The 14,413-nt window shown below is 61.7% G+C and carries 8 protein-coding genes; 3 read left to right on the top strand and 5 right to left on the bottom strand.

Going from position 1 to position 14,413, the window contains the following annotated elements; all coding sequences use genetic code 11:
- Window positions 1-9: 9 nt before the first annotated feature.
- The 3 genes from EXQ56_10100 to EXQ56_10090 form a co-directional block, all read right to left on the bottom strand.
- Window positions 10-1,725, bottom strand: a complete 1,716-nt coding sequence (locus EXQ56_10100; GenBank protein ID MSO20794.1) for a hypothetical protein — start codon at window positions 1,723-1,725, stop codon at window positions 10-12.
- A 428-nt stretch (window positions 1,726-2,153) separates the two neighbouring features.
- Window positions 2,154-2,774 (bottom strand): transcription elongation factor GreB, encoded by a 621-nt coding sequence (gene greB / locus EXQ56_10095; protein MSO20793.1) that lies wholly within the window; start codon window positions 2,772-2,774, stop codon window positions 2,154-2,156.
- Window positions 2,775-2,936: 162 nt separating this feature from the next.
- A complete protein-coding gene (locus tag EXQ56_10090; protein MSO20792.1) occupies window positions 2,937-3,833 on the bottom strand; it encodes an RluA family pseudouridine synthase in 897 nt (298 codons plus the stop codon).
- A gap of 173 nt (window positions 3,834-4,006) precedes the next feature.
- Here EXQ56_10090 and EXQ56_10085 point away from each other — a divergent pair, with 173 nt between their 5' ends.
- The 3 genes from EXQ56_10085 (at window position 4,007) to EXQ56_10075 (ending at window position 6,708) form a co-directional block, all read left to right on the top strand.
- Complete coding sequence (locus EXQ56_10085) at window positions 4,007-4,309, top strand: hypothetical protein (protein MSO20791.1); 303 nt, start codon at window positions 4,007-4,009, stop codon at window positions 4,307-4,309.
- A gap of 221 nt (window positions 4,310-4,530) precedes the next feature.
- Window positions 4,531-6,189, top strand: a complete 1,659-nt coding sequence (locus tag EXQ56_10080; protein ID MSO20790.1) for a hypothetical protein — start codon at window positions 4,531-4,533, stop codon at window positions 6,187-6,189.
- A 33-nt stretch (window positions 6,190-6,222) separates the two neighbouring features.
- Window positions 6,223-6,708 (top strand): hypothetical protein, encoded by a 486-nt coding sequence (locus EXQ56_10075; protein MSO20789.1) that lies wholly within the window; start codon window positions 6,223-6,225, stop codon window positions 6,706-6,708.
- A 163-nt stretch (window positions 6,709-6,871) separates the two neighbouring features.
- On the opposite strand, the gene EXQ56_10070 is transcribed toward EXQ56_10075, so the two are convergent.
- A complete protein-coding gene (locus EXQ56_10070; GenBank protein MSO20788.1) occupies window positions 6,872-10,051 on the bottom strand; it encodes a hypothetical protein in 3,180 nt (1,059 codons plus the stop codon).
- Window positions 10,052-10,179: 128 nt separating this feature from the next.
- Window positions 10,180-13,677, bottom strand: a complete 3,498-nt coding sequence (locus EXQ56_10065) for a TonB-dependent receptor (GenBank protein MSO20787.1) — start codon at window positions 13,675-13,677, stop codon at window positions 10,180-10,182.
- Window positions 13,678-14,413: the final 736 nt, after the last annotated feature.

The following is a 14,413-nucleotide window of genomic DNA, read 5'->3' as shown; positions in this document are numbered from 1 at the left end:
TAACACGTCCTAGTCCGGCAGAGTGAAGGGAGCTTCGGGCTGGAAGTCCAGTCGGGGATTTACGTCGAGCAGGATTCCGGCGGCGGGGTTGTCGTGAACCAGCTTGGTTAGGCCATTGATGTCGGCCATGCGGAAATGCGGAGCGGTGCTGGGGCTGGGGCCGCCGGCGGTGGTGATATCCACGATGTTGCCGCCGCCCGCCGCCGCGTCCGCCGCGAGGGCGTCAAACACTTCCTTGCCCGCGCCGTGCACGAATGTGAGTCCGGGATGCGCGATAAGAAACCGCACCAGCGATGGCCGGTCCGCAATGCTGGAGACATCCAGGTTGTCGCGCCGCGTGTAAACAATGCCGGGGAACATGCCCAGCACGGGCCGCGCGTAGGCGATGCTGGCCGTGGTGATCAGCGTGCTCTCAAACGCCGCGTCGAACTGGCCGTTCCTCATGCCGGTGGTCAGTGCGCTGATCAGCGCGGGCTCGCGGGTCGGGCCCACCGGCAGCGTGATGTTCAACGGCACCCACTCAATGGCGAGGGTGATGCCAAAGTTCAAGCCGATACGCCGCGCCAGCTCCACGGCTAGTTCGTAGTCGAACCCGCTGTGCTCGCCCGTGGGGCTGACGTCGTGCAGCGGGTACTCGGGTACGAAGCCGAACCGCAGAACGCGGCTGCTGAGCACGCGGTCGAGGCTACTACCGGGCGTTACTTGCGCCAGCGGAATCCAGGCGGCCGCACCGATCGCCGGCGGCGGAGGCTGCGTGACGCCAAGCGACTTCTTGTGCAACTGCGCGTAGGCCGCACCGATCGCCGCGTAGTCGCGAAACGCCGCAGTGAGGGTGCGGCTCAACTGGGAAGATTGCACGTTCAGGTACAGCGGCTGCACCGTGCCACTCGGGCCGACGGAGGCGTCCACGCGAACGTCGCCGGCGGCATCGCCTTTAACGTCGGGCACAGTAATGTCGAAGCGACACAGACCGACGTAGTTCGGCTCCATGAACGCGCGCACCGTGATGGCCGTCTGCGCGGTGCCGGCGGTGAGCACCGTCTGCGCGGCGCCGGTTACCGGGTTTGCTGCGGTAACGATCTGCCCGGCCGGGCTGGGCGGATTCGTGGGGCCACACCCGACCGCGTAGATCACCAGCACGTCGCCGGGACTGGCCGGCAGGCTGAGAGGGATTTGCGGCAGGTCAGGCCGGCTGGCAAACGTGGCCAGGTCGCTGTGAAATGCCGCAGCGTACTGCCTCCCGGCCAGCTGGAATTGCGGCGCAGTGAGCAGCGCTGGCGTCGCGCGCGACTTGCGCACCAGCACAGTGTTGCTCACGCCATCGCGATTGCTCACCACCACGGGAACGTCAACGTCCACGGCATCGTCGTCCGGCGCCTGCACGTTCACCTGCGTGGGGCTGACGTAGCTGACGTACGCCGGTTTGCCATTGATGCGCACGCTGACGCCTTCGAGAGTCGTTGGCGCCGACGGCCCGTTGAAGTCGCTCGCCGCCCAGCCGCGCGTAACGGTGGAGAAGTCCGCCCCGAAAATCTGCACCCAAGTGCCCGACGACAGCCGTGGCGTATTGTCAAAGGCCTGCAGCACGGGCTGCGTCTCGCGAATCACCGGCACGGCGGCACGCACGTCCGCAGACACCGCGCCAGCGATGAGCATGGCAAGCAGAATGGAAAGGCGTCCGTTCATTTTCCCTGAGTCTCCTGATTGATTATCGCAGACCATCATTCAACTTGTTGTAATGCGGTCGCGAGAGTAATGATCTGGAACCCCACGGTGAGTAACAAAGTTGTAGGCGGAACAAGAATCAACTGGGATTTCCTTTTTGGCATTCCGAACTCGCGCAGTGTAGCGGAGGCCCCTTCGATTTTGAACGGTTTTGTTCGGCTCCATAGAATTGCGCTCGGGACAGGTCTCCGATACGCGCTTCGCCTGCCACCTCAGCCCAAGGTACTTCTTTGCTTCAAGCGATTTCGCACCATTTCCCACAACGCCGTTTCTCGGGAGTGGCTGAACTCATACGAGCGCGGATTGAGTGAACAGTACTCATTGCGTGCGAGCGCTCCTCTCATGGGGTGGGATGAAAGCGGAACGAAGGCCTAGTCGGCTCACAATTCGTCCTTGCCCGTGACATGGATTTTTCGTGTGCCGTATCGCTAATCTTCGTCAGTTGGAATGGATCGCCGAGACGTGCCCTTTGACGAGGATTCGGATCCAGGCGGCTCACGGAACGGTTCCACTGAGATGCGCTCGTAACACACTTCCAGCACGTCTAGGTATTCTGTGCCGCTCGGCGCTTGGAGCCCAACTCTGTCGCCTGCTGCCGACTTCAGCAACGCGCGCCCCAGCGGCGACACCCAACTGATGTGGTTACGGTCGAGATCGACTTCGTCGGTGCCCACGATGCTCACCACTCGCTCCACTCCCGCGGCGTTGGCATAGCGCACGGTCGCGCCGAAATATGCTCTCGTGGCCGCCGGCCCCGCTCTCGGAGTTTCCGGGTCCACCACTTCCGCAGCTTCGATCCGCTTCCTGAGAAAGCGAATCCGCCCATCGATCTGCCGCAGCCGCCGCTTGCCGTACTGATAGTCGGCGTTTTCACTCCGATCGCCGTTACTGGCAGCCCACGCCACCACCTCCGTCACGGCCGGGCGTTCCCTGTTGAGCAGAAACCGGTGCTCATCTTGAAGACGCTGCAGCCCGCTCGGAGTTATGTAGTTTTTGCCTGGCGTCGCGGGCTGGTCTGCTTTCGGTATTCTTGTAAACCCTTTTCGCATCTCGTTGTCTTTCCAGCGCAAATCCAGTGGATCCCCTACGCTCTCAGGAAAAGGCTACACGTTTTCGGATCGATTTTGCTTGAAATTAGTACAACACACGAAATGAGCTTGCCGATCGCGCAGTGTCGCTGTCCATGCCTCAGCTTCATTCCCGCCGTGAACCTACTGATGCAATGGGAATCCAGCCGGCAAAGCTGCCTCAAGATTGATTTGTACCCCGGTGATGGGGTGGTTGAATTTCAGATATTGGGCGTGCAGGAAATATCCTCCATCGCCGGGGAGGCCGGGGAGATTTTGAAGAGGCTGGCCGTTTAAGCCGTACAGAGGATCGCCTACCAGGGGATGGCCGATGGATGCCAGATGTATTCTGATCTGATGAGGGCGGCCCGAATTTAGGCTTACCTCAAAAGTTGTGGTGCTGGTGGTGCGTGAGATTACCTTTGCCAATGACTTTGACGGTTTGCCACTTGGGTTGGCGGCCCACACGGAACCGATGAGCGGGTGCGGTACGAGGCCGATGGGTGTAAGGATTTCGTAGGCATCGTGTTGTGCAATGTTTTGACCCACCGCCCGGTAGATTTTTTGAATCTTGGGTGTGTTCCAGTTTGCGAATAGATTAGAGGCCGCCTGCGGTGTTTTGGCGAAGAGGACGATGCCGGTGGTGGCTCGGCCCAACCGGTGGACAGGGTTGGCGTTGGGGGTTCGCCTTTGCACGCAGCGCAGGAGGGTGTTCTCCATGAAGCCCGCACCGGGGAGGGTGGGGAGCCCGCTGGGTTTGCTTACGGCCAATAGATATGGGTCTTCAAACAGCACCTCGAAGTGCTGAGGGGAGTCTGGTTCGATCCAGGGTGGACGGTTCCAGACAAGGGTTTGGCCTAAAGTGACCGATTCGCTTCCGGTGACGGTGACACCGTTGAGGGTGACTTCGCCGTGGTTTAGTTTTTGTTGCCAAGCTTGTGGGGTTGAGTGGGGGTAAAGGCTTGCCAAGTGGGAGAGCAGGGTTTGTCCATGGTATTTTCTGCTGATGATCGTGGTGAAGGCATAGCCGCGGTTGAGCATGTAGTTTGAGTATAAGCTATGGCATCTGCGGCGCGTATGCAGTACGGCGGCGGCTAGCGCCTGTTCAAGGTTGATGCTTTGATGGCCTCTCTTCGTCCAGCTGTCCCAGGAAATTGAGAAACTGAACTTTGGCAGGAAGGATTCTCATGTGCTCCGATTACTGCATAGAGGGCTTGCCGCTGCAGAAGCTGTGGTTGCGTTGCTGGTGCTTCCGCCAACAACTTGAACGATTGGATGACCATCTTGAATTGCTGCGCTGCCACTACAACTTCCTGCGACCACATCGCGCTCTGAAGTTTGGACCGGAAACACGAACTCCGGCGATGCAAGCCGGGCTTGCCACGAAGCGACTGACGTTTCTGGAAGTGTTCCTGTCTGTGTCGATTTTCTTGCGCTTAACGCTGATCATTTTCCCGATCACCGGGAAGCGGAAATCTCAGCCATGGAAGATTTCGCCGCTTTCCCTGGCAGCTTAACAACACTAGATGGCGGAGGCACCGGAAATTCTTGTGAATGCTCACCAATCTGTGTTCAGCAACTATCCCTCTGCGCCCCGGCGTCCAATGCGCTAGAATGCACTTGACTGCTTGAATTAGGCAATCGCGACTCATTTCTTCACGGAGGCATTTCTGTGGCCAGAACTGCTCGACACCTCCTGCTACTGCTGATATGTGCAGGAACACTTACTCAGGCGCAGGTGAGAAATTTAACGCCGACCAACTTCACTCCGGTAACCAAGGAGACGCTGCAAGGGCCCAGTGCCGATGACTGGCTCATGTTCAGCCGCACCTATGACGCGCAGCGCTTCACGCCGCTGAACCAGATCACCCGGCAGAACGTCAGCCAGTTGCGCATGGCCTGGAGCCGCGGCATCGACGCTGGCATTCAGGAGCACATTCCCCTCGTGCATGACGGCGTCCTTTTCGTTGGCATTCCCGGAGGGCTGGAGGCGCTTGACGCCACCAACGGCGACTTGATCTGGGAATACAAGCGCCCCGCCAATGGACGCGCCGGGCGCACCATGGCCATCTTCGAGGACATGATCATCTACGCCGCACCGGACTCGGCGCTGGTAGCCGTGGACGCGCGCACCGGCAAACTCCGCTGGGAAAGCAAGGTCGGCACGTCCAGCTCCGGGCCGCGCGTGGTGGGTGATAAAGTGATTGCCGGTATTCAAGCCGCTGCGGGCGGCCGTGCCTCCATCGTCGCGCTCGATGCGCACACCGGCAGGGAGGCGTGGAAGTTCTACACCGCTCCTGGCACGGGCGAGCCCGGCGGCGACACCTGGGCTGATATGCCTGTCGACAAGCGCGTGGCCAACCCCTGGGGCCTGCCTGGCTCTTATGACCCTGTACGCAACCGAATATACTGGGGCATCGCCAACCCGATTCCCTTCACGCGCATGAAGCGGCACAACGGCGATCCGGATGCCATCTCACGCTCCTCGCCGGCGGAATTGTACAGCAACTCAACAGTGGCGATTGATCCCGACACAGGCAAGCTCGACTGGTATTTCCAGTACCTACCCGGCGATGACTGGGATCAGGATCACACTCATGAGCGCATCCTGCTGCGCACGCCGCTGAGCATTGATCCCAAGGAAGTGAAATGGATAAACCCTCGCATCAAGCGCGGCGAGGAGCGCGACGTGGTCGTAACCGTGGCCGAGGCTGGCGGCATCTGGACCATCGACCGCGCCACAGGCCAGTTCCTGTGGGCCACGCCATTCCCTTACGACACGCCGGAGTTTCACATCTCGAAGATCGACGTAGAGACAGGCAAGACTTTCATCAACTGGGACCTGGTGTTCAAGAAGGATGGCGACCGCCACATCATCTGCGCGCACAACACCAAAGGCTACTGGCCGATGGCCTACCACCCCGGACGCAACTCCATCTACGTGCAATACAATGACCAGTGCCTGGACATGACCGCGAACAACAACGCGGCCTCTGGCTTTGGCCCGCGCAAAGGCATCCTGCGGCCAAGTGGGGATGTGGCCAAATACGGCGGCCTCGCCAAGGTCAACATGGCCACCGGCAAAATTGAGTGGCGCTACACACAGCACGCCCCCACCAACGGCGCTGTACTTGCCACCGCCGGCGACGTGATCTTCTGGGGCGACATGAACCGGCGCTTCCGCGCCTTCGACGCCGAGAGTGGTAAGGTATTGTGGGAGGCCATCCTGCCCGGCGTGGTGCAGATGAGCACCATCAGCTACGCAGTGAACGGCAAACAGTACATCGCCGTAATGACCGGCGACGGCACGGCGGGCACGACCATTCCCTTCGAGATCACGCCGGACATCCGTCCGCCGCGCAATCACAACTCAATCAACGTATTTGCACTGCCATAGGAAATCCAGACTCAAGGAGAGTAGACGATGAGAATGAGCAAGCTGGGAATTAACGTTGCCATAGCACTGTGCGCGATCGCTGTGCAGGCAATGGCGCAGGGCGGCGCGAAGCAATCAGGCGACGCCCTTATGGGTACCTGGAAGCTGAATTTGGCCAAGTCGAAATACGCGCCGGGCGCGGCGCCGGAGAGCTCCGTGGTTACGCGCGAGGAGCTGCCGAACGGCTTCAAATCCACCACCCACACGGTCTACGGGCCGGGCAAGATCACGCACTACGATTACACGGCCTACTACGACGGCAAGGACTATCTCGTGGTGGGCGACCCGGCGCGCGATCAGGTTTCCATGAAGCGCGTCAGCGAGCGCATCGTGGACACGGTGAGCAAGAAGGCCGGAAAAGTGTCATCGAACACGCGGCTGGAAGTCGCCCCCGATGGCAAGACCATGACCACCACCATCAGGACCACAGACGCCGCCGGCAAAGAGCAAGTACGCGTGCAATATTACGACAAGCAGTAGCGGACTTCGCCACTCTTACCTTCCCCACAACGTTGTCATCCTGAGCGCAGCGCCAGCAGAGCGAAGGACCTGTTTTTCGACTCCACTCGGAGGAAAAGCAGGTCCTGCGCTGCGCTTAGGATGACAATCTTTTGGACAGGCGCGGCCTATCCAAAACCGGCGTCTAGAAAAACAGCTTCAGCGATAACTGAATCTGCCGCGCGGTGGTGGCGGTGGAGGTAATAGTGCCAGCCGTGGGCAGCGGCGTGCTTCCCTGCGTGCCGGAAAACACGGTGCGATTGGGGTCGGCGAAGTTCACGCGGTTGAGGATGTTGAACATCTCGGCGCGAAACTCGACGCGGCCCTGCTCGCCCAGCGCGCTCACCGGCGTGTTCTTCACCAGCGACAGGTCCAGCGTGGCCGTGCCCGGCCCGCGCAGAAAGTTGCGGCCCACGTTGCCGAGGAAGCCAGCCGCAGGCAGCGTGAAGGCGCTGGGGTCGTAGTAACGCTGGGGCTGACCCAGGATTACGTCGGACTTGGTGCGTCCCGCGACCAGATCGGGCCGGTCAATGCCGGGGCCCGCGTTGTTCACGCCGGAGCGCGAATTGTTGTTGGCCAGCACGATGCTGCTCGGCAGGCCGTCCTGCAGCGAGAGAATGCTGCTCACGCGCCAGCCGCTGAGCAGCTTGCCGCGCAGGCCGCCCACGTCCAACTTGGGCAGGTCGTAAATGGTGTTGATGCGCAGGCTCTGCGTGAGATCGAAGTCGGCGACGGCGCGGTCGGTCTTGTGATTCAGCGGGTCGGCGCCGAACAGGCTGGCGGCGGTGTTCTCGCCGAGCGCTTGCCCCTGCGTCTCATCAATCAGCTTCGCCCAGGTGTAGGAAGTTTGCAGCTGGAAGCCGTGGGTCAGCGCCTTGTTGAAGCTGGCCTGCAGCGAGTTGTACCAAGAGTCGCCGCCGGCGGTCTTGAACTCCATGCTGGTCCAGTTGCGGTTCACGCGGGAGGCGCCCACGGGGAAGAACTGTCGCCCGTCGGCCTGAATCTGCGAGACGGTCGGGTTGCCCTCGACGGTCTTCATCAGGTTCAACCCGCGCGAGCCAACGTAGGCCACCGAGATGGCCGTCTGGCCGGGCAACTGCCGCTCGAAGGACAGGTTGTAGGCCAGCAGGTGCGGCTGCGCCATGTGGTAATCCTGCGTGCGCAACGAGCGGCCCACGTTGCCTGCGGTGAACGGGAACGGGAATGTCACCACCGGGACAGGCTGGCCGGCCGGCGCGGTGAAGGCGCTGTTGGAGGAAAACGGCGGCGTGCCCGTGGTGGCTATGTTCAGCGTCTGGCCGAACACGGCGATGTCAAACAGCTCGGCAAATCCGCCGCGCAGCGCCATCCTTCCCTGCCCGCCGATGTCCCAGGCGAAGCCGAAGCGCGGGCTGAAATTTTTGAGCGACATGTTCTCGAAGATGGGGCCCACGGTGGTGGCCGAATCGTTCTGCACGTCGCGCAGCGCGGCCGAGTTGCCATCGACTTCGCGCGGCACTGTGTGCGCCTCGTAGCGCACGCCCAGGTTCAGGGTGAGCGTGGGCAGCGGGCGGAAGTCATCCTGCAGGTAGAAGCCGAAGGTAACAAACTCATACGTCTTATTCAGGTTCGAGCCTGGCGTGATGGAGTTATAGCTGGTCGGCTGCGCGGTGAAGAAGTTGGCCACGCTGGGAAAATTCATGGTGCCGTTGATGTTGGTGGCGGTGAAGTTGGTGTCGGTGTAGTGATTGATAAGCGTGCCAAACTTCAGCGAGTGCCGGCCAAGCGTATGGAACATGTCGTCGCTCCAGGTGAGCACGGTGCGCAACTGCTGGCTGGGCGTGGAGGGTGACATGGACGTGAGTCCGGCGATGACGATGGCGCCCATGGGCCGGCCCGGCACGAAGGAATACTGCGGGCCGGAGAAAGGATTCAGCGAGCCGGTCAGCGCGTTGTTGCGGCTGAAGGAGAAGCGCACGGTGTTCAGCAGCGCCGGCGAGAAGATGTGAATCTGGCTGGCCACAGCGTGCTGGGCGCGGCTGTTGCGCAGGAACTTGAACTGCTCGTAGGCCACCGGGTTGGTCTGCTGGGTATCGTCCACAGCGTAGCGCGCGTAGATCGTGTCGTTCGAGGAGAAGTTGTGGTCGTAGCGGCCGAGGACATAATCCTCGCTCGTCGGTTGGCTGAACGGGAACGTGTACTGATTATTCGGCAGGTTGGGCTTGGGGAACAGATCCAGCAGCGGCGCAATCTGCGGCGTCACGGTTACCGAGGCGGTCGTTGCGCCAAGTTGCGGGCACTGCGCGTTGGTGATGGTCGAGCCGCCGCCGGCGTGGCAGCCTGAGCCGAACACGTTATCAATGATGGTGATGCCCAGACGCTCGCGGAGCGCTTCAAACGAGACCAGGTAGAAGGCCTTGTCCTGCTTGATGGGCCCACCTGCCGTGCCGCCGAACTGGTTGCGCGTGTAGGCTGGCAGGCGGCGCTGGCTGGCGACGGACTTGTAGTCGAAGAAGTTGCGGGCGTCCAGCACCGAGTTGCGCAGAAACTCGAACAGCTCGAAGTGATTCTGGTTGGTGCCGCTCTTGCTTACCATGGTGATCTGCCCGCCCATGGTCATGCCGTACTCGGCGCTGACGGAGCTGGTAACCACTTTGTATTCGCGAATGGCGCTGATGCCCAGCGTCGACCCGTCGGCGGAGGCCGCCGTGGCGCCGGTCTGGTTGGTGAGCAACGCGCCATCGAGCATGTAGTTGTTCGAGCGGACGGGCGCGCCGTTGCTACTGAAATAGACGCCAATGGTGGAGGTGGAGTTGGGCGTCAGGCGCGTGTTGCGCACGATGCCGGGCTGCAGCAGCGTGAGGTCCATGTAGTTGCGACCGTTAAGCGGCAGGTCGGCGACCTTCTGTTCATTCACCAGCGAGCCCAGCGCGCCGCTGGTGGTGTTCACGAGCGGAGCCTCGGCGGCAACCGTAACGCTTTCCTCGACCGAGCCCACGCGCAGCGCCAGGTTCACCACGGCCTCCTGCGAGACGGCTAGCGTGAGTCCGCTGATTACCTCGGCGCGGAAGCCGGGATTTTCGCCGCGCACTTCATAGGTGCCCACGGGCAGCGCGGGCAGACGGTAACTGCCGTCGTTCGCGGCCGTGGTGGTGCGCGTCAGACCATTGTCCGTATTGCGCGCCGTGATGCTGGCGCCAGGAATCACCGCCCCGCTCTCATCCTTCACCGAACCAAGAATAGTTGCCGTTGGCAACTGCGCGTGCAGGGCCAGCTGCGCCACCAGCAGGATCGCCGCCAGGGCAGCGAGACGGCCTAGTGCTTGACTCACAAATGAATTGAACATGACGACTCCCTCTCCGTGAAAACATGACTCACTATAAATCAGCGGTCGCGGTCAATTGACTTCTCGCATTTGCCCATCCGGGATTGGCGTTTCCGCCAATGCCCGGATGGCGCAAAAGCAATGAGCTGTTAGAACGCCAACTTCAGGCCGAACTGCATCTGGCGCGAGCTGGTAACGGTGTTGGTGATCTTGCCCGCTCCGGCGATGTAGCTGCCGTTGGTCGGATTGATCACCTGCGACTGCGCGCCGCGCGGGTTGGCGAAGTTGGCGCGGTTGAGCAGGTTGAAGAAGTTGGCCTGGAACTCGAGGCGCAGGCCTTCACGCCCGGGCAGGTGCGTGGTCTTCTGGAAGGACACGTCCACGCTGGTCAGCCCGGGGCCTTCGATGATATTGCGGCCCGCGTTGCCGTAGAAGCCGCTGCCGGCGGCGAAACCGGCCGGCGCGGGCGGCGGGATGCGGAAGGCCGTCGCGTCGAAGTAGCGGTTCGGGTCGCCCACCACGATGCTGTCGAACGAGCGGCTCGAGTCGAGGTCCGGGTGCTGGAAGCCCACCTGGCGGGTCTGGTCCGGAGCATTACGCCCGGAGACATAGACGGTGAAGGGCGCGCCTTCGCTGGCCGAGAAAATTCCGGCCACCTGCCAGCCATGCAGCAGCGCGCCGGCGATGCCGGTCTCGGTGGGCGAGGGAATCTCAAACACGCCATTCACCACGAAGGTCTGGCCGATGTCGAGCGAGGAGCGGCTGCGGTCGGCCTTCGGATTGTGCGGTTGCGTGGTGTTGCCCACGGTGCCGGGAGTGAAGTCCGTCTGCGCCACGCCGGTAGTGGAATCATCAATGTTGCGGGACCAAGTATAGGCGGTCTGGAACTGGAAGCCGTGGCTGAAGCGCTTCTTGGCTTCCATCTGCAGCGCGTTGTAGAAGCCCTGCGCGTCCGAGTAGCGCACCGTGCCGGCGCCCACCAGACGGTTCGGGCGCGGCAGGCCGTTCACCACAAATGGACGGTTGTCCACGGTGATCGGGGCCGGGTTGTTGGCGTCCGCGAGCCGCCACAGGTGAATGCCGCGATTGCCCAGGTAACCCAAAGTGACTGCCACGCCTCCGGCAAGCTGCCGCTCGACTGACAAGTTGTATTTCATTTCGTAAGTAGGGTCGAGATCGTACTGAATGAAGTCCATCAGGGTGCTCGGGGTGAAGGCGGGGCGCAGCAGCTCGGCGTCAATCTCCTTCATGCGCTGAATGGACGTGGCCAGATTGCCCAGCACCGCCGCGGTGGAAGCCGCGTACGGCGGATTCTTGCCGCCCGGCGTGCCGTAGTAGGCGCTCAGCAGGTTCACATAGAAGATGCCGAAGCCGGCGCGCACGGCGGTCTTGCCGTCGCCGCCCGGCGCCCAGGCAAAGCCCACCCGCGGCGAGAAGTTCATCTTCGCCGGCGTCTCAAACAACCCGATGCCGGGCGTGAACGCCGTATCATTCACCCAATCGCGCACCGTGGACATGCGGTTGTGTTTTTCAGTGGGCGCGCTGAATGGCTCATAGCGCAGGCCGAGGTTCCAGGTAAAGTTCTGCCTCATCTTCCAGTCGTCCTGCACATATACGCCGAAGATCTGCTGGCGAAAGGCGCGGTAGGGGTCTGAGCCCTGCGCCACGCCGGTGAAGGCCTGCAGCGTCTGATCCTGCAGGAATGCCGGGATGGTGGCCCAGGTCAGCGTGCCGGGCAGCGCGCCAAGCTGGTTGAAGATGTTGGTGCCGATGCGGCTGTAGGACACGCCGGTCTTGATGGAGTGCCGGCCGCGGAACATCTGGATGTCTTCCTGAATGTTGTACCAGTTCTGCACGCGCGCCAGCAGGTTGGTTCCGGGCGGGCCAATGGTTGTTGCGCCGGGAATGGTAACCGTCGGCGGGAAGTCCGGGTTGAAGACGTTCAGCCCGGCCGGGTGGTTGCCGAGCGGGACTTCCGTGCCGCCCATCAGCGTGCGGTTGTAGGCCGCGCGCGTGGTGGTGAGGAAGCCGGGCGAGATGACGTAGTCATGCTGGATGGTCGAGTAGCGCGAATGCACTTTCACCACGTTTTCGTATACCGGCACCAGGTCGGGCTGCGTGAAGTTGCCCTGATCAAACGTGACGCGCGCGAAGATGGATTGCTTGTCAGTGATGCGATGGTCGCCGCGCGTGACGAAGTAGTCCTCGCGCACCTTGGTGCTGGCCACCGTGGAGAGAATCGCCAGACCCGAGGGTCCACCCGCCGCGGTGCGCACGATGTCGCCATTGGGCAGCGGCCAGTAGTCGAGGAACGGCCGCACGATGGACGCCACCGCGATGGGCGTGGCCGAGCCGGGCACGATGCCGCGATGCACGTCGGCATCGAGCACGGTCGAGACCAGCGTGTTGCCCTGGCGCTGGCGCAGGCCTTCGTAGTTGCCGAAGAAGAAGGTGTTGTCCTGCTTGATGGGCCCGCCGAGCGAGAAGCCGAACTGGTTGCGCTTGAAGGCAGGCTTCTGGCGACCGTCGAAGAAGTTGCGTGCATCGAGTTTGTCATTGCGCAGAAACTCATAGGCCGAGCCGTGAATCGTGTTTGTGCCGGACTTGGTCACCATGTTGATGACGCCGCCGCTGGTGCCGCCGAGTTCCGCTGAATAGTTGCTGGTGAGCACCTGGAATTCGCGCACCGCCTCCACGCCCAGCATCACGCCGGCGGCGCTGCCCGGCGTGCCGAAGTTCGACGGGCTGTTGATGTTGGTGCCGTCCACCAGCCAGGCGGTCTGGTCAGGCCGCGAGCCGCCCATGGCCAGCCGCGCGCCGTAACCTTTCGAGACCACCACATCGCCGTTGCGCACCGCGGCCACGCCGGGCTGTATAAGCGGGAGCTGGCTGAAGTCGCGGCCATTCAGCGGGAGCGATTCAATGCGCTCCTGCTCGACCACGCCGGAGACCGCACTGCCCGTGGTGTTGATCAGCGGCAGCTCGCCTGTAACCGTAACCTGCTCGGCCACCGCGCCTACGCTCAAGGTCAACGGCAGGCTGGCCAGCTGGCCTACTAAGAGAGTGATGCCTGAGCGCACCAGCGTCTGGAAGCCGGCGACGGTAACGGTAACTTCATAGGGGCCGGGCTTAAGATCGGCCACGCGAAAATTGCCGGTCTCATCGGCATTCACGGAGCGGGCCACGCCGGTGTCCGTGTTGCGCACCACCACCTGCGCGGCCGGCAGCACCGCCCCGGTGCCGTCCTTCACCGTGCCAGTAATGCTGGCCGTTACGGCCTGCGCGTGCGCCATGATCGCTCCTGCGCTCACAACTCCCAGCAGCACGAGCATGCGGACTATTTCAGTCATCTTGGTGTACATTTTGATCTCTCCCAGCCACGCGGGTCTGCACGTCGTTCGTGGCGACATCGAAATTTGCGGCGTATCCAAAGCTACATTCAGTTCTTGCTGAAACTCGGCCAAGCCGAAGGCTGCCCACGCCCCATGCGGCCAAAGCCAGTTGGCGACATTATAGTCTGACTCAGCCAAATTGCCAAACAGTTTTGGCATCGGGCTGCCGTGCGGCCAAGAGTGTCCTGCCCGACGACATTGATACCAGATGAAGGGAGAGAGACTCTCATGGATGCGGGAATGGAATGTGCCCATGTAGAGTTGCAAACCGGAATAGATCGCGACGGTGTTACGCCAGATTGAAGTGGCAGTAGCGACTGGGAAGACACCGCCCAAAGCATGCAAGGAGGCCGGGATCAACTCACGCCGTCAAGCGGCAAATTTCTATGCGGTGGAATATTCAATTGGCTGAAGTCGCAGGCCGCAATGCCCTCATAACCCAAAGGTCGCTGGTTAAAATTCAGTCCCCGCAACCAAATTAACCCCAATCCTTTCCGGCAGCCGGTACTGGATTCCCACTTCCAATTTCTCGCGATTCAACGGAGCGCATCGGACTTCACCGAGCGCCGTTGCATAACGTGAGCACGCCTGGCCGGTTAAGAGCCATAAAAGTACAGACTCCAACTGCCGTACCGTATGGCCTGAAGACACACGAGAGTCCGGCGTGACGAGGCAGCGGGTCCGGCGCCGCCGCTTCCTAAGTAAACTTGCCGTCGAAAACTGGAGTGCGGCAAGGGATCCGCCGCCGCCAAGCGTGCCCAGCGCGCCAAGCAACGCCAAGAAATATCCGACGAACTGAGGCGCCGCTTACCCGCCGGACTTGCTGGTGGGATCGCGCTGGATGCCCGGCGATTTCGATACCAGCCGAAGTGAGAGAGAATCTCATGAGGGAGGTATTTGAATATGCCGATGCAGAGGTACAAACCAGAGCAGATCGTAACGGTGTTGCGGCAGGTTGAAGTGGCGGTGGCCAGCGGGAAGACAACGCCGC

This window comes from Acidobacteriota bacterium (assembly GCA_009691245.1).
In the GTDB taxonomy this organism is placed as follows: domain Bacteria; phylum Acidobacteriota; class Terriglobia; order 2-12-FULL-54-10; family 2-12-FULL-54-10; genus SHUM01.
This window is presented reverse-complemented; position numbering and strand designations above follow the sequence as displayed.